The organism is Microbacterium sp. KUDC0406, assembly GCF_021582875.1.
Taxonomy (GTDB): domain Bacteria; phylum Actinomycetota; class Actinomycetes; order Actinomycetales; family Microbacteriaceae; genus Microbacterium.
Genome location: NZ_CP091138.1, coordinates 3,244,212 through 3,262,075, shown reverse-complemented (window position 1 = coordinate 3,262,075; position 17,864 = coordinate 3,244,212). Strand labels below are relative to the sequence as shown.

At 69.3% G+C, this 17,864-nt stretch carries 18 protein-coding genes; 7 read left to right on the top strand and 11 right to left on the bottom strand.

Going from position 1 to position 17,864, the window contains the following annotated elements:
• Positions 1-4: 4 nt before the first annotated feature.
• Both L2X99_RS16075 and L2X99_RS16070 read right to left on the bottom strand, forming a co-directional pair.
• Positions 5-2,131, bottom strand: a complete 2,127-nt coding sequence (locus tag L2X99_RS16075; protein ID WP_236125877.1) for an endo-beta-N-acetylglucosaminidase — start codon at positions 2,129-2,131, stop codon at positions 5-7.
• Positions 2,132-2,237: 106 nt separating this feature from the next.
• On the bottom strand, positions 2,238-3,179 hold the full coding sequence (locus L2X99_RS16070) for a quinone oxidoreductase family protein (protein ID WP_236125878.1): 942 nt from the start codon (positions 3,177-3,179) through the stop codon (positions 2,238-2,240).
• 66 nt (positions 3,180-3,245) lie between these two features.
• Between L2X99_RS16070 and L2X99_RS16065 the strand changes: the two genes are divergently transcribed.
• On the top strand, positions 3,246-3,881 hold the full coding sequence (locus tag L2X99_RS16065) for a TetR/AcrR family transcriptional regulator C-terminal domain-containing protein (RefSeq protein ID WP_236125879.1): 636 nt from the start codon (positions 3,246-3,248) through the stop codon (positions 3,879-3,881).
• The gene (locus L2X99_RS16060) at positions 3,878-4,108 is read left to right on the top strand and encodes a hypothetical protein (protein ID WP_236125880.1); all 231 of its coding nucleotides are present in this window, start codon (positions 3,878-3,880) and stop codon (positions 4,106-4,108) included. Before L2X99_RS16065 ends, L2X99_RS16060 begins: the two co-directional genes overlap by 4 nt.
• Positions 4,109-4,180: 72 nt before the next feature.
• Here the strand turns inward: L2X99_RS16060 and L2X99_RS16055 are convergent, their stop codons facing one another.
• From L2X99_RS16055 to L2X99_RS16045, 3 genes are all read right to left on the bottom strand, one after another.
• Positions 4,181-4,816 carry a hypothetical protein gene (locus tag L2X99_RS16055; RefSeq protein ID WP_236125881.1) on the bottom strand — a complete coding sequence of 212 codons (636 nt, stop codon included), beginning with the start codon at positions 4,814-4,816 and terminating at the stop codon, positions 4,181-4,183.
• Positions 4,817-4,840: 24 nt separating this feature from the next.
• Positions 4,841-5,656 (bottom strand): serine hydrolase domain-containing protein, encoded by an 816-nt coding sequence (locus L2X99_RS16050; protein ID WP_236135388.1) that lies wholly within the window; start codon positions 5,654-5,656, stop codon positions 4,841-4,843.
• Between the two features lie 440 nt (positions 5,657-6,096).
• Complete coding sequence (locus tag L2X99_RS16045; protein WP_236126797.1) at positions 6,097-7,482, bottom strand: glycine--tRNA ligase; 1,386 nt, start codon at positions 7,480-7,482, stop codon at positions 6,097-6,099.
• Between the two features lie 145 nt (positions 7,483-7,627).
• Here L2X99_RS16045 and L2X99_RS16040 point away from each other — a divergent pair, with 145 nt between their 5' ends.
• The 5 genes from L2X99_RS16040 to L2X99_RS16020 all read left to right on the top strand — a co-directional run bounded on the left by L2X99_RS16040 (position 7,628) and on the right by L2X99_RS16020 (position 12,076).
• Positions 7,628-8,134, top strand: a complete 507-nt coding sequence (locus L2X99_RS16040) for a hypothetical protein (RefSeq protein WP_236125884.1) — start codon at positions 7,628-7,630, stop codon at positions 8,132-8,134.
• A gap of 219 nt (positions 8,135-8,353) precedes the next feature.
• Positions 8,354-9,541: a sensor histidine kinase gene (locus tag L2X99_RS16035; protein WP_236135387.1), complete on the top strand. Its 1,188-nt coding sequence runs from the start codon at positions 8,354-8,356 to the stop codon at positions 9,539-9,541.
• Positions 9,538-10,176 (top strand): response regulator transcription factor, encoded by a 639-nt coding sequence (locus tag L2X99_RS16030; RefSeq protein WP_236125886.1) that lies wholly within the window; start codon positions 9,538-9,540, stop codon positions 10,174-10,176. The genes L2X99_RS16035 and L2X99_RS16030 overlap by 4 nt, the downstream gene beginning before the upstream one ends.
• Before the next feature lie 19 nt (positions 10,177-10,195).
• Entirely contained in the window at positions 10,196-11,665 is a 1,470-nt protein-coding gene (locus tag L2X99_RS16025; protein WP_236135386.1) for a peptide MFS transporter, read from the top strand.
• A 114-nt stretch (positions 11,666-11,779) separates the two neighbouring features.
• On the top strand, positions 11,780-12,076 hold the full coding sequence (locus L2X99_RS16020) for a VOC family protein (RefSeq protein ID WP_329608191.1): 297 nt from the start codon (positions 11,780-11,782) through the stop codon (positions 12,074-12,076).
• Positions 12,077-12,079: 3 nt separating this feature from the next.
• Here the strand turns inward: L2X99_RS16020 and L2X99_RS16015 are convergent, their stop codons facing one another.
• The 6 genes from L2X99_RS16015 to L2X99_RS15990 form a co-directional block, all read right to left on the bottom strand.
• Positions 12,080-12,694 carry a hypothetical protein gene (locus L2X99_RS16015; RefSeq protein ID WP_236125887.1) on the bottom strand — a complete coding sequence of 205 codons (615 nt, stop codon included), beginning with the start codon at positions 12,692-12,694 and terminating at the stop codon, positions 12,080-12,082.
• On the bottom strand, positions 12,691-13,077 hold the full coding sequence (locus L2X99_RS16010; protein ID WP_268928531.1) for a type II toxin-antitoxin system VapC family toxin: 387 nt from the start codon (positions 13,075-13,077) through the stop codon (positions 12,691-12,693). The genes L2X99_RS16015 and L2X99_RS16010 overlap by 4 nt, the downstream gene beginning before the upstream one ends.
• A 37-nt stretch (positions 13,078-13,114) precedes the next feature.
• Positions 13,115-13,372: a hypothetical protein gene (locus tag L2X99_RS16005; RefSeq protein ID WP_236125889.1), complete on the bottom strand. Its 258-nt coding sequence runs from the start codon at positions 13,370-13,372 to the stop codon at positions 13,115-13,117.
• A 39-nt stretch (positions 13,373-13,411) separates the two neighbouring features.
• Positions 13,412-14,743, bottom strand: coding sequence for an alpha-hydroxy-acid oxidizing protein (locus L2X99_RS16000; RefSeq protein ID WP_236135385.1), 1,332 nt, complete (start codon positions 14,741-14,743; stop codon positions 13,412-13,414).
• Between the two features lie 9 nt (positions 14,744-14,752).
• Positions 14,753-15,691 carry a serine hydrolase gene (locus tag L2X99_RS15995; protein WP_442923461.1) on the bottom strand — a complete coding sequence of 313 codons (939 nt, stop codon included), beginning with the start codon at positions 15,689-15,691 and terminating at the stop codon, positions 14,753-14,755.
• Between the two features lie 144 nt (positions 15,692-15,835).
• On the bottom strand, positions 15,836-17,848 hold the full coding sequence (locus L2X99_RS15990) for a M13 family metallopeptidase (protein ID WP_236125891.1): 2,013 nt from the start codon (positions 17,846-17,848) through the stop codon (positions 15,836-15,838).
• Positions 17,849-17,864: the final 16 nt, after the last annotated feature.

Here is a 17,864-nt window from a genome sequence, read left to right as displayed (position 1 = left end):
GAGGTCAGTCCACGACCCGCACGGACGTCGCAGCGCTGCGATTGCCGATCGCGTCGATCGACACGACCTTGAACGTGCTGCCTTGGCCGAGGTCGATGCTCAACGCGTAGAACGCATCGCGCTGCACCCGTCCGAGCCAGCGATCACCTGCGTCCGTCACCTGTAGCACGTCGTATGAGGCCGCCGTCTTCTCGAGGTTCCACGTGAACGAGACGTTGCGGAGCACCTTCTCGTTCTTCGTGAGACCCTCGTCCGATGCCGTGAGGCCGGTGACGGCGGACGGACGCCGGTCGGTCGTGGCGCGCTCGGCGATCTGGATGCCGCCGATGCGACCAGACCCGCTGACGCGCAGCGATATCCGCGCGACGCGCGCGCCGGGCAGCGCAGGCAGGGTGGCATCCAGAGTCGCCCAGCCACCGGCGACGCCTGCGCGCTTCATCCGGCGCCACAGGATACGGTCCGGGTCGCTGCGCAGGGTCAGTCCGACTTCGACCCGCACGTCCCCCTTCACGCGCACCCGCGCCCGCGCGGCCCGGCGGATCGCGAGGTCGGTCTTGAAGCAGTGCAGGATGCCCGACCCCGAGACCGTGAGGCTGTGGCCACCCTCCCACGCGTCCGTCTCGTCGATGTCGACCTTCAGGTCACCCTCGGTCCAGTACTGCCAGGTAAGAGTGCGGTCAGCGATGCCCTGGTTGTCCCAGCCGCGGTCGCTCACCAGCTCACCGCCCAGACGAAACTCCGACCCGACGCCGATGTTGACGTTGTAGTCGATCGGGAGGGAACTGTACGACGAACGCTCGACGATCCAGTGTGCGATGCCGTCCCAGTAGCGGTAATTCATGGTGTCAACGCGACCACCGCCCGGCCGCTGCTCGAGCCGGCCCGACTCCGCCGGGTTGCCTTTCGGGCCGGACCACATCTTGCGTTCGTAGTCGCGGTAGGTGCGCCGGCCTTCGACACTGTGCACCTTTCCGGCCGTCGCGGCATCCCCCCAATAGTTGTCTTCAACGAACAGCGCAACGGACACGGATGGGTCCTTGCCGGGGCCGGCAAGGGTTCCGAAGTCCTCAGTCGGATTGAACCCGCCCTTCTGCATCTCGAGCGCGTAGAACGCGACCTCGGTGGGTGCGAAGCCTGCCGCCTTGGCGGTGGCGATGCCGGTGACCGCTCCCTTGTCGGCGGTCGGCCAGCCGTAGTTCACGAAGATCGAGTCGATCACGCGGTCCCCCGGGGAGCCGAGCGCGCCGACGTTCGTGGCGTTGAGCTTGTTCTGGTAGGCGAGCCGACCGGTGTTCCAGATGACGGCGTCGTAATACTGCAGGTAGAAGTCGGAGTCCTTCGCCTTGATGTACCGGAACATGGCGAAGAGCTTGTCCACCTGCGCCTTGGTGATCGTCGCCTCCTGGTTGATGAAGAAGCCGTCGAACCCGAAGTACTGCTTGATCTCGATCATCTTGTCGGCGACAGGGAATGAGCCGTCCTCCCGCTGGACGAGGAAGTCGTTGAAGTTCGCGGTGCCGCGAGGCCAGAACCAGCCGCCGATCGCTCGTGCGCCGTTCTTGTGCGCCGCCTCGACCCAGCCCGGGTTGGGGATGTCCATCACGCCGCCGAAGCCCGTGCGTCCGCTGGCGACGACGTCCTCCGTGATCGACGGGATGAACTGCCCGTGCCACGGACCCCACACATCGATGTACGGCCAGTACCGCTGGGTGTACACGTACGGCTCGATGCCGATCGCCTGATTGCGTGCGCGATAGAGGCTGCCGGCATCGTCGAAGGTCAGCGTGCTCAGCTGCGTGGCCGGGCTGAGGTCGGGGTGCGCCTGCGTCGGGGCGAAGGGTTCGATTCGCGCCGCCCGTGGGATGAGGCAGCGCAGATGGCGTGCCCAGGGCGACGTCGCCGGGTCGAAGTCCAGAAGCTCCGGCGCGTTCCAGCCCCAGGTGGACGGGCCGTCCGGGATACCACCCATACCTGGGACAGGCAGTGCGGCCGGTTCCGCGTCGGCGGCGAAAGCGGCTCCGTTCGACAGCATCGGCCCGGCGACCGCTGCCCCGAGCGCCGACAGTCCTGCGACGCGGATCAGCGTGCGGCGGCTGAAGGTCGGGCCTTCGATTCTGGGATTGTTCTGCATGGGAGATCCCCTCTTCGTTGAGCAACTGCAGGGACTATATCGCTTTAGCTCCGGTGACAGAAGAGACGTCACCCACAATGGGCGACGTCTTCCGGCATCCGTGCTCTCAGGGCGTGACGACGGCGCGACTGCGGCCGCCGTGCGCCCAGGCCTCGGCGATCCGCTCGAGCGGATACGCGGTGTAGCGCACGTCGATCGCGCCGTCAGCGAGATGGCCCATCAGGACCGGCAGTTGAGCCATGAGCCGCTCGGTCGACATCGACCCGGCACCGCTCCCGCGGAGGGCGATCTTCCTGCTGCGCAGCAGGCTCGCCGGAACGCGCGCATCCGCACCGGCCACTGCGCCGATCTGCACGTAGGAGATGTCCGCGTCGTCATCCTGCAGGCCGCGGCGCCCGAGCGCGGCGAAGGCGCTCTCAGCGACCGGCCCCCAGACGTAGTCGAGCACGAGCGACGGCGCTCCCCGCTGCAGCGCTCCGGCAAGCGGCTCCGCCGACGCGGTGAGCGCCACCGGCTCGGCACCGAGGCTCGCCAGTTCCTCGAGCATCTCATGATCGCGTCCGGCAGCGATCACGCACTCGGCACCCAGCACCTCGGCTGCCTGCACGGCCGCGCGGCCCGCGATTCCGGTGGCACCGAGAACAACCACGGTGCCCAGAGCGCCGTGCTGCTCCAGATGCGCGACGAGCGGCATGAAGCCGGACATCGCGGGGTTCATACCTGCGGCGATCGCGAGGGGATCTGCGCCGTCCGGCAGCGGGATCTCGAACGGCGTCGCAAGCCGCTCGGCCATCGTGCCCCACGGGCTGCGGGTGAACCCGGTGTACACCCTGGTTCCGTCCGGTCGCTCCGCTACCGCATCGACCCCGAGCACGAGCGGATAGGAGTCCGTGCTGCCGTAGTGGCGTCCGGACGCGATCGAGCGCACGACCTGATGCATCCCGGCTGCGACCAGGTCGAGCAACGGCCGGTCGCCGATCGGCTCGGGCTCTCGGAAGTCGGCGCACGTCGGCCCGCCATCCGGCGAGGTGAGAACTGCTGCACGCATGAATGCACTCCTTAACTAAGTTAAATATATCCTCCAGCATCCCTTAACTTTGTTAAACTGTCAACCATGGCGAAGGGAATCACACGCGAGCGGATCATTCAGGCAGCCCTCGACGTCCTGGACGAGCGCGGAGCGGACGCCGTCACGGTGCGCGCCGTCGCTCAGCGGCTCGATGTCAAGGCTCCCGCGCTCTACTGGCACGTGCGCGGCAAGCAGGAGCTGCTCGACGAGATGGGCACCGAGATCCATCGGCGGGTGCAGCAGAGCCTGACGCTCGACGCCGCGGAGAGCTGGACAGGCGCGCTGGCCGACTACGCCGCAGCACTGCGCCGTGAGTATCTTCTGCACCGAGACGGGGCACGCACTTTCAGCGGCACGCGGCTGACCGACCCCGAGGTGCTCCGTGCACAGGAGCCGTGGCTGCGGCGCTGGACCGCGGCGGGGACGTCCGTCGCCGACCTGATCACCTCCGCCGAGATCGTCACCGCTTTCGTCGTCGGGTTCGTGATCGAGGAGCAGGAGCGGAGCCAGTCCGCCGAGGCCGACCCCGACCGCTACGCCCTCGCCGCACGGGATGCCGCCGTCGGCGACGGAGCTCCGCTCGTCCGCGCAGCCGGACATCTCCGTGCCTCCGACGACGACGCGTTCGAGCGACAGCTCGGGATCGTGATGTCGGGCATCGTCGCCACATTCGAGGAGTGAGCCACTCCTTACCCGAAGCGAAGGAACTTCTGTTCTTTCGCCACCATCTGCACGAAAGAGCGCTTGATCGCGTCGGAGACTGGATTCACGCCACCATCATCCCCAGGGAGATCCTCATGGACCGCGACGACAGCACCGAACTCTTCGACCTCGACGCCCACCAGCACTTCGGCCGTCCGTACTGGTTCGACAAGCATCCATCGCAGGCCGAGGGCGAAGACTTCTGATCGACGCCACGACGCAGCATCACACGCCCCTCTTGACCGACGAAGGTCAAGAGGGGCGCCGGCATCACGGCGTCAGTACACGACGACGGATGCCGGGTCGCGCCGCGTCGCCAGAACGATCGCGAGCACACCCAGGAAGGCTGTCGCGAGCACATCGATGAGCACGAAGAATCCGCTGATCGCGATCAGCACGTCCTGTCCGGCGGTCGGCGACGCCACGACGAGGACGCTCTGCAGCACCTGGCAGAGGACCACCGCGGCGAACGCCCACAGCGGCGCCCAGTTCCATGGCCGGGGCACGACGCGAAGACGGCCGATCTGGGTCACAGCGACGGCCGCGAGGATGAGGCTGACGACCTGACCGGTGATGCCCAGCAGCTGCATCGTGGCGAAGTAGTCGTCATCGGGGGTGGCCGGGTACGGGACCAGCCCCTTCACCCAGGGCCAGACGAGATCCCAGACCGCGAAGGCGATCAGTGCGCCCGTGCCCATGGGGCGCCGGGCGGTCACGCTGCCGCCGCGACCGAGGCCGATCGCGAGGATCACCAGAGCGGCGTCGAACAGCAGCCCGGGCAGGGCGCCCAACCACGCGCCGGGCATGTTGTTCACCGCCATCGTGAGCACAGATGTCAGCAGCAGCACTCCGCCCGCCATCCAGGTGCGCCGGCGTTGCACGGCGATCGCTCCGCTCGCATCGACGTCGACCATGCCCACACCCTAGCCGCCGGCGACTCAACGGCCGTAACGCGTGGCGATCTCCTCGGTGAGCGGCGGCCAGATGCGCTTGTGCTCGTCGTCGAACGGAACGCCGGAGAGGAAGGCGGCTGCGAGGCCACGGGAGCGGTCGATGAACAGGAAGCTGCCCAGCGCGCCGAAGTGCCCCGCCGTCTCCGGGGGAACGAGTCGGCCAGCCAGTGCGGACTCTTGACGCCCTTGAGCTCGAATCCGAGGCCCCACTGGCAGTCCGCGAACCCGCCGTAACCGGGCACGACACCGCGCAGGCCCTGGTGCGACACCGTGAGTGCCAGGTCGCGCAGCGCAGCGGGGATCAGCGTCGGGCGCAGCACCTCGCGCCCGAAGATCAGCAGGTCGTTGATCGAGGAGCGGGCGCCGGCCGAAGGCCGGCCGCTGACGTCGGTGTGCTCCATGCCAAGCGGAAGCGTGACCTCGCGCAGCATCCAGTCGGCGAAGGGCAGACCCGTCGGCATCCGTGACGTGTGCGGCGAGCGCGTCGATGCCGGCGTTCGAATAGATGCGCCGCTCGCCCGGAGGCCTCTGCGGCTCATCCCCCTCCATCGGCAGGCCGCTGGTGTGATCGAGCAGGTTCAGCACCGTCGCGCCCTCGGGTCCGGCATGCTCGTCCAGGTCGATCAGTCCGCGCTCGATCGCGACGAATGCGCCCCACGCGGTGAGCAGCTTGGTCACGGATGCCAGCGGCATGACCGTCTGCGGATCGCCCTGCACTGCCAGGGTCTCATCGGAGTCCGTGACCCCGATCAGCGCCGGATGCGGGAAGCCGTCGGTCGCGGCGAAAGTCGTCGTCTCCACGTGCTCCATCGTCCCATGCGGGCGGGGCCTCCGGCATCCGCCGGTGCCCCGGCCGTTCGGGGCGGATTCTCGCGTTCGGGGCGGCGAGGAACCGCCCCGAACCCGAGGATGCGCCCCGAACCCCGGCGTCCCGGCCGGATGTCACACTTCGAGCGCCGCCGGCATCCGGGTCGGCGTCCGGCTGCAGGCCGCGGTGAGCTTCACGGTCGAGGACGGCCGCATCTCGCAGGTGTTCTCAGTGGCGAACCCGCACAAGCTGGCCGCGCTCGACGCAGAGACCCCGCTCGCCCGCTGACCTTCACCGGTCTTGAGCGAGCGAGGAACGTGGTCGTTGAGCGGAGCGACGAAGGAGCGAAGACGAAACGCAGAGACGAAACGCTCCAGCAGCACTGAGAGCGTTTCGGCTCAGTCGCTTCGCTCCCTCGCTCAAGGGTCGGACGTCAGGCGCCGCGCAGGCGCTCCGCGAGGTAGGCGTTCAGGTTCTCGAGCGGGACGCGCTCCTGGGCCATCGTGTCGCGATCGCGCACGGTCACGGCGTCGTCGTCGAGCGAGTCGAAGTCGACTGTGACGCAGAACGGGGTTCCGACCTCGTCCTGGCGGCGGTAGCGGCGGCCGATCGCGCCGGCGTCGTCGAAGTCGACGGTCCACTGGCCGCGCAGACCGTCGGCGACCGAGCGGGCCAGCGGCGACAGACGCTCGTTGCGCGACAGCGGCAGCACGGCGACCTTGACCGGCGCGAGGCGCGGGTCGAGCTTCAGCACGGTGCGGGTGTCGGTGCCGCCCTTCGCGTTCGGCACCTCCTCTTCGACGTACGCGTCGACGAGGAACGCCATCATCGCGCGGGTCAGGCCGAACGACGGCTCGATCACGTACGGCGTGTACCGCTCGCCGGATGCCTGGTCGAAGTAGGTCAGCGACGTGCCGGATGCCGCGGTGTGCGACGACAGATCGTAGTCGGTGCGGTTGGCGACGCCCATGAGCTCGCCCCACTCCTTGCCGGCGAACCCGAAGCGGTACTCGACGTCGATGGTGCCGGCGGAGTAGTGCGCGCGGTCGTCCTCGGGGACGTCGAACTGGCGGATGTTCTCGGGGTTGATGCCCAGATCGATGAACCAGTTCCAGCAGGCCTCGACCCAGTGCTCGAACCACTCCTGCGCCTCGGCCGGCGGCACGAAGTACTCGATCTCCATCTGCTCGAACTCGCGGGTGCGGAAGATGAAGTTTCCGGGCGTGATCTCGTTGCGGAACGCCTTGCCGACCTGGCCGATGCCGAACGGCGGCTTCTTGCGGCTGGCGGTCAGCACGTTCGAGAAGTTGACGAAGATGCCCTGCGCGGTCTCGGGACGCAGGAAGTACAGGCCGGACTCGTCGTCCACGACGCCGAGGTAGCTCTTCACCAGTCCGGAGAACGCCTTCGGCTCGGTGTACTGGCCCTTGTTGCCGCAGTTCGGGCAGGGCACGTCGGCGAGACCGTTCTCGGCCTTGCGGCCCTTGCGCGCCTCGAAGTCCTCGATGAGGTTGTCGGCGCGGAAGCGCTTGTGACAGTTCAGGCACTCGACCAGCGGGTCGGTGAACGTCGCGACGTGCCCGGACGCCTCCCACACGCGCTTGGGCAGGATGATCGACGAGTCGAGGCCGACCATGTCGCCCCGACCGCGCACGAACGTCTGCCACCACTGCCGGCGGATGTTCTCCTTCAGCTCGGTTCCGAGGGGGCCGTAGTCCCATGCCGAACGGGAACCGCCGTAGATCTCACCCGCTTGGAACACGAACCCGCGGTGGCGGGCGAGGGCGATGACCTTGTCAAGACGGGACTGTTCGGCCACGGTGGCTCCAATGGTCGGATGCTGCGGGAGGATGCTCGTGATCACGGGCATCCTCAATCCTATCCGCGCCTCTTCCACCCGTCCTCCACCCGTTCTCCACCCTCGGCACGTCGCCTTCCGCGACGCTCCCGCGAAGAGTGGAGACATGGACATCAGCACCCTCGCCACCGCCCTCATCTCGCTCATCGTGATCGTCTGGCTGAGCATTCGGCAGACCACCTGGCGGCCGCTCATCGCCGGCCGCGCGCTGCGCACGCCGCTGATCGTGATGCTCGTGGGCGCCGCGATGACGGCGGCGAGCGGCGGCATCCCGGTGACGGCTCCGTGGGTCGGCGCGGTCGCGATCGAGCTGTTGCTCGGCGCGGCGGTCGGCGCCGTGATCGGACTGATGGCGCACCTCCGCCCGGCGGAGGACGGCGGGCGGCTCGAGGCCCGCAACGGCATCGGCGGCCTGCTGATCTGGCTGGGACTGATCGCCGTGCGCATCGGTCTCGGCGCGGCTTTCGCCGCGGTGGGCGTCGTGGGGCTGCAGGCGCCGGGCACGATCCTGATCCTGCTCGGCGTGAACCGACTGACACGATCCGCGGTGATGCTGGTCCGCGCCCGGTCTTTCGCCGCTCAGCGGACGGATGCCGCAGTGCTGAGCCGCTGATGCGGCACGGCACCTCGACCGCCTCGGCCCGCTTGGCCTCCTCAACCACACCCAGGCGTGGCCTCCCCCTCGCTCCGGTCTCACTCGTTGCGGGTATCGAGGGCCTTACACCCGCAACGAGTGAGACCGGAGCAGGAGAAGCATCAACCATGCGGCATGATGGGCGGATGATGCGCGCGGGCTCTGAGGCGAGGGATGCCGCGGTGCCCGAGCCCGGCGGTGCCCGAGCCCGCAGATCCCGATGCCGCAGAGCCCGAGCTCCAGGCATCCCCTCGCCTTCCCGGTCCGCGCGGAGCCGGGCGTCTGATCTCGCTCGTCGGGATCGCATTCACCGCATACGCGCTGTCGGCGGATGCCGCATCCGCCGCTCCCTGGGCGATCGTCGTCGGCATCGCCGCTCTCGCGGCCTGGCTCGCGCTGACCGCGCTGCCGCCGGCCACCCCGCTCTGGCCGCGACTGGTGCTGCTCGCCGTGATGATCGTCGCCGGCGGCGTGACCTCCGCGGCGACCGCCAGCATCGCCTCGGCGGTGCTCGTCGTCGGGATCGTGACCGTGCTCGGCTCCACGGCGGTGCCGCTGAGCCTGGGCTTCGTGTTCACCGCATCCGGTCTGCTGACCATCGCGATCTGCGCGCTGACCGCGCCGCCCGTGCTGCAGGTGCTGGTGTCGATCGCCGGCGTCGCGGCGGGCGTGCTGATCGGGCTGGCCCGACGGCAGACCCGGCTGGCCACCGATCGTGAGCGACGGACCGCGCAGGAGCTGGTCGAGGCGAACCGCGCTCTCGCTGCCTCGGCCGTGCGCGACGAGCGGGCCCGGATCGCCCGCGACCTGCACGACGTGCTGGCGCACACGCTGGGCGGCCTGGTCGTGCAGCTCGACGCCGTCGAGGCGCTGGCCGAGGCCGGTCGCGTCGATCAGGCGGCCGCCCGTGCGCACTCCGCCCGTGAGCTCGCCGCCGACGGGCTGCGCGACGCACGCATCGCCGTGGGCGTGCTCGACGGCACCAGGGCACTGGACCTCGCGGACCTCGCCGATCAGGTGCGGCATCTGGTGGCGACCGAGCAGCGGCTCGGAGCATCCGTCGCCGCCGACATCGCCGACCTGCACGGCACGGCGACGCCGGCGCTGGTGCAGGCGTTCGGCGAGGCCGCCCGCGAATCGCTCACGAATGCGCGCAAGCACGCGCCGGCAGCATCCGTGCGGCTGCGTCTCGGCCCCGACGGCGGGATGCTGGTGCTCGACGTCGCGAACGATCTCGCCGGCCCCCACTCCGCTCTCGCCGGGAGCGGTTCGCACCGCGGCCTGGACGGCATCAGAGAGCGCTTCTCCGCGCTGCCGGGCGGCGAGGTGCGCATCTCGGACAGCGCCGGCGCGTTCCGGCTGCGCGCCGAGGCGAAGGTCTCATGACCGGCATCCGCGTCGTCGTCGCCGACGACCAGGACATCGTGCGCGACGGACTGGTCACGGTCCTCGGCCTGATCGACGACTTCGAGGTCGTGGCCGAGGCGGCCGACGGCGAGCAGGCGGTACGGGCCGTCGGCATGCACCGTCCCGACGTCGTGCTGATGGACCTGCGGATGCCGGGGACCGACGGCATCTCGGCGACCGCGCGCATCGCGGCGGAATTTCCCGCGACACGCGTGCTGGTGCTCACCACCTTCGACGACGACGAGTCGATCACCCTCGCGCTGCAGGCGGGTGCGCGCGGGTACCTCACGAAGGATGCCGGGCGCGCACAGCTCGCCTCGGCCATCCGTGCGCTGGCAGACGGACAGCAGGTGCTCGGAGACTCCGTCGGAAGACGGCTGATCGAGCGGCTGAGCAGCGGGCCCGCCGATCCGCTCGCCGCACTGCGCACGCGTTTCCCCGAACTCACCCGGCGCGAGGCCGAGGTCGCCATGCTGGTGGCAGCGGATGCCACCAACGGCGAGATCGCGCAGCGGCTGTACATCTCCCCGACGACGGTGAAGTCGCATATCAACGCGCTCTTCGCGAAGCTCGGCGTGAAGACGCGGGCGGAAGCCGTGGCGGTACTGCGCTGACGGGGTCTACCTTCTCGGTATGAGCACAGTCCGGGGGGAACAGGCACACGCAGACCACGACACCCGCTTCTTCGGGCAGCCGTGGGCACTCACGCACATCTTCGGCGTGGAGATGTGGGAGCGGTTCAGCTTCTACGGCATGCAGGGCATCCTGCTCATCTACATGTACTACTCGGTCGCACGGGGCGGTCTCGGCATCGATCAGGGCGTCGCGACCGGCATCGTGGGCGCCTATGGCGGCACGGTGTACCTGTCGACGATCCTCGGCGCCTGGGTGGCGGACCGCCTGCTCGGATCCGAGCGGGTGCTGTTCTACAGCGCCTGGGTGATCATGGCCGGGCACATCGCGCTGGCACTGCTGCCCAACCTGTGGGGCCTCGGCGTCGGGCTGGTGCTGGTCGCCGTCGGATCGGGCGGCTTGAAGGCCAACGCCACCGCTGTCGTCGGCACGCTGTACTCGCCCACCGACGTGCGCCGCGACGCGGGCTTCTCGCTGTTCTACCTGGGCATCAACCTCGGCGCGTTCCTCGGACCGATCATCACCGGCGCCCTGCAGAGCAGCATCGGGTTCCACTGGGGCTTCGGCGCCGCCGCCGTGGGCATGGCACTCGGGCTCCTGCAGTACTCGATCGGTCGCCGGCAGCTGCCCGACTCCGCCCGGGTCGTCGCCAACCCGCTTGCCGCCGACCGGCGCCTGCTCGTGATCGGCATCGGCGTCGCCGGACTCATCGTCGTCGCGGCTCTCGTGCTCACCGGAGTGATCCGCGCCGACAACCTCGCCGGCGTCGTGATCCTGGTGACGCTCGTGGCGGCCGTCGCCTACTTCATCGTCATCATCTCGTCGCGGCAGATCGAGCCGGATGCCCGGTCCCGCGTCATCTCCTTCATCCCGCTGTTCGTCGTGAACGTGGGCTTCTGGTCGCTGTACCAGCAGCAGTTCACGGTGCTGACGATCTACTCCGACCAGCGTCTGGACCGCAACATCCTCGGCTTCGAGATGCCGGTGTCGTGGGTGAACTCGATCAACCCGATCTTCGTGATCATCCTCTCCGGGGTTTTCGCCGCCATCTGGACGAAACTCGGCAGCAGGGCGCCGTCGGCGCCGGTCAAGTTCGCGCTCGGCGCGATGGTCATGGGCGCCGCGTTCCTGCTGTTCCTCCCCTGGGCGAACGGACCGGCGCATTCGACGCCGCTGCTGGCGATCGTGCTCATCCTGCTGGTGTTCACGGTCGCCGAGCTGTTCATCTCGCCGCCCGGCCTCTCGGTGACCACGAAGCTCGCGCCGGCGCAGTTCCACACCCAGATGGTGGCGCTGTACTTCCTGTCGGTCGCTCTCGGCACGGCGATCGCCGGCTGGCTCGCGCAGTTCTACGACCCGACCGACGAGGTGCCGTACTTCACCATCCTCGGCGGTATCGCGATCGTCATCGGCGTGGCCCTGCTGCTGTGCGTCAAGCCGGTGCTGGCGCTCATGAAGGGGGTGCGCTGACATGGACCAGCGTGTCAGCTTCATCACCCTGGCCGTCGCCGATGTCGCGCGCTCCCGGGCGTTCTACGTGGACGGCTGGGCTGGAAGCCGATCTTCGAGGCCGACGACGTGCTGATGCTTCCGGTCGCCGACCGGGTCATCCTGTCGCTGTGGAGCGTGCAGGGTTTCACCGAGGAGATCGGGCAGGCCCCGGCATCCGGCCTCGCGCCGATCACTCTCTCGCACAACCTCGCCACGGAAGCCGAGGCCGACGACGTGCTCGCCGAGGCAGCCGGCCTCGGCGCTCGGGTGCATCCAGCGCAGCGCCGGGAGTGGGGCGGCTACTCCGGCTACTTCGCCGACCCCGACGGGTTCCGCTGGGAGATCGCGGTCAATCCCGGCGACACCGGGAAGTTCGTGCTGCCGGGCTGAGGGTCAGCGGTTCGGGAACGCCTCGCCGCCGCCCGCCGCGAGTGCCTCCGCGACGATGCGGATGTGCTCCGCACCCATCTGCTGCGACATCTCGGGCAATATCTCGTCCCAGAACGCGAGCGCGGCGCCACGACCCTGCATCATGCCCGCCGGTCGGGCGAGCGCCCAGAGGTGCAGATGCGCCGATCCGTCGTTCCACCGCGCGAAGTGGCACCGGGCGACGCCCGGGATGGTCTTCACGGCCTGCGAGATCCGCTGCATGAGCGGCCCGTAGGCGGCCAGCACGTCGTGCGGGGCGTCCTCGAGCAGCCAGTGCTCACGGGGAGAGATCGCGCCGACGAAGGGCAGCCCGCCGATGTCCCACCCGGCGCGCACCTGCCAGAGGTCATCCTGCCAGATCGTGTGCTCGCTGGGCTTGCAAGACGAGCAGTTCTCGGGGTCGACCTCTCCGCCGCGCGGTTCCTCCGGGACGAGCATCGGCTCGAGCGGGCGCATCGTGATCTGCTCGAACGCCCACGGCAGCCCCTCGGTGAGCGGCGTGGCATCGAGCCGCTCACCGATCGGAAGACGGGCGTGGAACGCGGTGTCGGCCGGATGCTGCGCGAAAGGCTCTGTCATGCCCCTATCGAATCACGGCCCGGCATGCGAACCGGGATGCCTGTCCCGCGAACCGCCTCAGCCAGCCGATCGTCGTAGGTCCAGAATTCATGCACGCTGAATGCGGTCGCGGTGGCGAGATGGATCGCGTCGAGCGACCTGATGCCGGCGGGCCCGACCGTCCGGGCGAACTCGATGATCAGGTCCGTGATCGGCGACTGTCCCATGCCGTGCAGCACGTCTCTGAAAGCACGGTCGAACCCTGCTGCCAGGTCGCCCTTTCTGCGCAGAAGTGCGCGACTGGCTTCAACCCGTGTCAGTGCGGAGGTGATCATGACGTCCCCTCTCTCCCGCGCTGACGAACTCCTGCGCAAGCCGACGCGACTCGTCCTCCGGGAGAACACGCTTCAGAGCGGCGCTGGTGTCGACGTAGACGAGCATTCAGAACCGGTCTTCCCGATCGATCAGATCGAGAACCGATTCACCCGGAGCCAGCGTGAGTTGCGGCTCGACATAGCGCGGCGGCTCTTCCGGAGGGATGATGCCGTCGGGGTACTTCGTCTGCCTGCTGTGCGCGCCCAGCCCGAGCCTCTGGTCGAGAGCCTGGCGCAGGATCTCCTGCTGGCTCAGGCCCGAACGCGCGGACTCCTCGCGCAGTGCGACTTCTTCGTCGGGTCGCAGTCTCAGATTCATGGCCATGCTTTGACGGTACCACTTTGCACGGACAGTGGTACCGATTCACACCGCCCGTAGGGCGTCGCGGTCGAGCTGGCCGATCGCCGTGAGCCCGGCGAGCCCGAGCGTGATGTCGAGTTCAGCCAGCACGTTGCGGATCACCTCGCGCACGCCCTGCTCCCCCGCGATGCCCAGCCCGTAGGCGTACGACCGGCCGAGCGCCACGACGGATGCGCCCAGCGCGAGCGCGATCGCGACATCTGCTCCGCCACGCACCCCGGAGTCGAACACCACCGGCACCTGCCCGCCGACCCGCTCGGCGATCTCCGGCAGCACCGCGAGAGTGGGCACCGAGTGGTCGATCTGGCGGCCGCCGTGGTTCGAGATCCACACGCCGTCGACTCCGGCATCCAGCGCCCTGGCCGCGTCATCGGGATGCATGACGCCCTTCAGGATGATCGGCAGGCCGGTCCACTCCCGCGCCTTGGCGAGGTCGTCCCAGGTGAGCGCCGGCGTGGAGAACACGTCGAGGAAGGTCTCGATCGCCGTGCGCGGCAGCGGCGACCGCAGATTCTCGCGCAGGCTCTGCGAGCCGGTCAGCGCGGCCCCCTTGCGGGCGATCATCAGCCCGGCAGCGACCGCCTTCGGCGTCACCTTGACCGCCGGGCCATCCGGGGTCGCTGAGCCTGTCGAAGCGCCTGCCCGCTCCTCCACCAGCTCGCGGAACACCGGATCGGACGTGTACTGCGCGATGCCGAGCCCGCGCGTGAACGGCAAGTACCCGAGGTCGAGATCGCGCGTGCGCCACCCCAGCAGGTGCGTGTCGAGCGTCACGACGATCGCCTCGCAGCCGGATGCCTCGGCCCGGCCGAGCAGCGACGCGTTCAGCTCATCGGAGGCCGACCAGTACAGCTGGAACATGCGCGGGGCGCCCGGCGCGGCCTGCGCGACGCGCTCCATGGGGCACGAGGCCTGGTTGCTCACCGTGTACGGCACGCCGGCGGAGGCCGCCGCGCGGGCGACCGCGAGGTCGGCCTCGGGATGCGCCATCTCCATCACCCCGAGCGGCGCGAGCACCAGCGGGGTTGGCCGGGTGCGGCCGAGGAACTCGACGGACAGATCACGCGCCGACACGTCGCGCAGCGGATGCGGCCAGATCTGCCAGCGGTCGAACTCGGCCCGGTTGGCGGCGACGGTGCGCTCGGATCCGGCACCACCGGCGATGTACGCGAACGCCTCGGCACTCAGCGCCGCCTCGGCGGCGGCCTCCAGTGCGGCGGCATCCGTCGGCACCGCGGGACGGATGCCGCTGATGCCGGCGCGATAGATGTCGGACTGGGTCCGGCGGGAGATGCCGCGGGCCGCGGCCGGATCGTTCGGGGCGACGCTGACCATGACCCGACCCTAGTGCGTGTACTCCATGAGCTCGACGCCGAGCGTGCGGAACGCGTCGTGGGCGCGCAGCCGGTGACTGATCGAGAGGTCGTCGAAGCACACGATCAGGGCGTAGACCACGCCGGCACGCGGCCCGCCGAGCACGCCGGCCTCGACGCGCACGCCGCGGTCGCGGCCGGTCTTGTTGATGAACAGCAGGCCGTGCGCATCCTGATCGTGGGCGAACGGGTCGAGACCGGTGGATGCCGCGACCAGGCTGAGGTCGTAGTTGAGGTTCAGCCACTCGGCGACCTGCGCGCTGACGGAGGCATCGATGACGGCGGAGTTCACGAGCGACGAGAACAGCAGCGCGAGCTCCTGGGTGGTGCCCACGGCGACCTGCGGCGCATCATCCGGTCCACGCTGGTCGCGGAAACGGTCGAGCAGTGCGGTGCGCGGCATCCCGAGTGCGGCGATCCGCGCGCGCACCCTCTCGTGTCCGACCCGTTGCAGCAGGGCGTTCACCGCGTTCGGGTCGCCGACGGTGGCGGCAAGCACCGCGAGGTCGACGATCGGCAGCGCGGGGGCGCGCAGGTGCCGCCACAGTCCCGACGACGACACCAGTTCGAGGTCGGCGCGGTCGATGATCTCGAGTGCGTCGATCGTGCCGGCCTCGATGCCTGCGGCGACCTCGATCAGCAGCGGGACGACGCCCAGTCCCGCGATCGGCATCGTGACATGGTCGTCACCGCGCAGCACCGGCGTCGCGCTGTCGAGGTCGGCCACGTGCACCGAGACCTGGGCACCGGCGTCCGCGAGCTCCTCAAGGGCGCGCAGCGTCGAGGTGAACGAGCGTCGGCCGACGGCGGCCCGTCGGGGCACACGGCGGCCGCCGCCGCGCGACGAGCGGCGCATCGTCGCCGACGAGCCCTCGACGGGGTCGGGTGCCGGAGCGGAGGAGGAACCCACGCTGTTCCTTCCACGTAGGGGGGTTTGCGGAGGATTTCGGGGCCGGGGTGGCATCCGCGCGCCTGCGCGCAGAAGGTCTTCCCCGGGCACCTCGGCTATCGTAACCCCCGTCCGCGGACCATACGGACGGGGGTCACCATACGGTCACCAGATCGTGACGCGCTGCTCCTCGGGAAGGTACAGACGGTCGCCCTCGGCCACGTCGAACGCGTCGTAGAACGCGCCGATGTTGCTGACGATCTGGTTGCATCGGAACTCGTTCGGCGAGTGCGGGTCGATCGTCAGCAGGCGGATGGTCTCGGCGTCACGGCTCTTCTGCTGCCAGACCTGCGCCCAGCTCAGCAGCAGGCGCTGGATGCCGGTGTAGCCGTCGATGACGGGCGCTGAAGGCGTTTCGTCTCGCTCCGCTCGCTCAACGACCGGGGAGAGCGACAGGGCGTAGGCCTTCAGCGCGATGCCGAGGCCGCCGAGGTCACCGATGTTCTCACCGATGGTGAGCGCCCCGTTGACCTTGTTCTCCTCGCTCAGGCCGACCGGGACGAGGGTGTCGTACTGCGCGATCAGCGCCTTGGTGCGCTCCTCGAAGGCGGTTCGGTCGTCGTCGGTCCACCAGTCCGCCAGACGCCCCTCGTGGTCGTAGCGGCTGCCCTGATCGTCGAAGCCGTGGCCGATCTCGTGACCGATCACCGCACCGATGCCGCCGTAGTTCGCCGCCGCGTCGCGCTCGGCGTCGAAGAACGGGTACTGCAGGATGGCCGCCGGGAACACGATCTCGTTCATGAGCGGGTTGTAGTAGGCGTTCACCGTCTGCGGCGACATGAACCACTCGTCGCGGTCGATCGGCTGACCGACCTTGCCGATCTGACGGTCGTGCTCGAACACGGTCGCGCTGCGAACGCTGCCGATCAGATCGGATGCGTCGATCTCGACGGCATCGTAGTCGCGCCACTTCACCGGGTGGCCGATCTTCGGGCGGAAGGTGTCGAGCTTCTGCAGAGCGCGCCGCCGCGTCTCGGGGCTCATCCACTCGAGCTCGGTGATGCTCTGGCGGTAGGCCTCGATGAGGTTGCCGACCAGTTCGTCCATCGCGGCCTTCGCGGCCGGCGGGAAGTGCCGCTCGACGTAGATCTTGCCGACGGCGTCGCCGAGCAGGCCTTCGACCAGCGACACGCCGCGCTTCCAGCGCTCGCGGATGGTGGGCACGCCGGAGAGCTCGGTGCCGTAGAACGAGAAGTTCTCCTGCACGATGTCGTCGGTGAGGTACGCGGCCAGGCCGTGCACGACCTTGGCGCGCAGCCACGCCTTCCAGTCGTCGAGACGCTCCTCGACGAGCAGGGCGCCGAGGCCCTCGAAGAAGCTGGGCTGGTAGGCGACGACCTCGGCGAACGCGTCTCCAGCCTGGGCCCCTGAGCCCGTCGAAGGGGCGACGCCGTCGCGCCACGGCGACAGGTCGACGCCGACGAGCTGCTGCAGCTCGTCCCAGGTCTTCAGGTTGTAGGTCTTCACCGCGTCGCGGGACTCGACGTTGTCCCAGTGGTGCGCGGCGATCTCGTGCTCGAGGGCGAAGGCGCGATCGGCCGTGGCTGCGGCATCCGCGACGCCCGCGAGGGCGAGCAGCCGCTCGAGGTGCGCGCGGTAGGCGGCGCGGGTCTCCTCGAAGCTCTCCAGGCGGTAGTAGCTCTCGTCGGGCAGCGACAGGCCGGCCTGCAGCACGAACGGCACATACCGCTCGGGGTTGCCGGGGTCGGGCTCGACGAAGACGCCGATCAGCGCGGCGACGCCGTCGCGGTCGAACTCGCCGACCGCGGACAGGAACGACGGGATGCTGTCGATCGCGTCGACCTTCGCGAGCGGGGCCTCGAGCGGGGCGAGGCCGTTCTCGGTGATGCGCGCCTCGTCCATGAACGCCGTGTAGAGGTCGCCGACCTTGCGGGCGAGGGTGCCGGGCGCGGCATCCTGCGACTCCTCGATGATCGCGCGCACGTCCTTCTCGGCCTGCTCGGCGAGCTGGTGGAACGACCCCCAGCGCGCCTTGTCGTCGGGGATCTCGGTGCGGTCGAGCCACGCGCCGTTGACGTGGCGATAGAGGTCGTCCTGGGGGCGGATGCCGGAGCTGAACTCGGACAGGGCGAGGCCGGAGGGCAGAGCGTCAGTCATGCGGTCCAGCCTATGC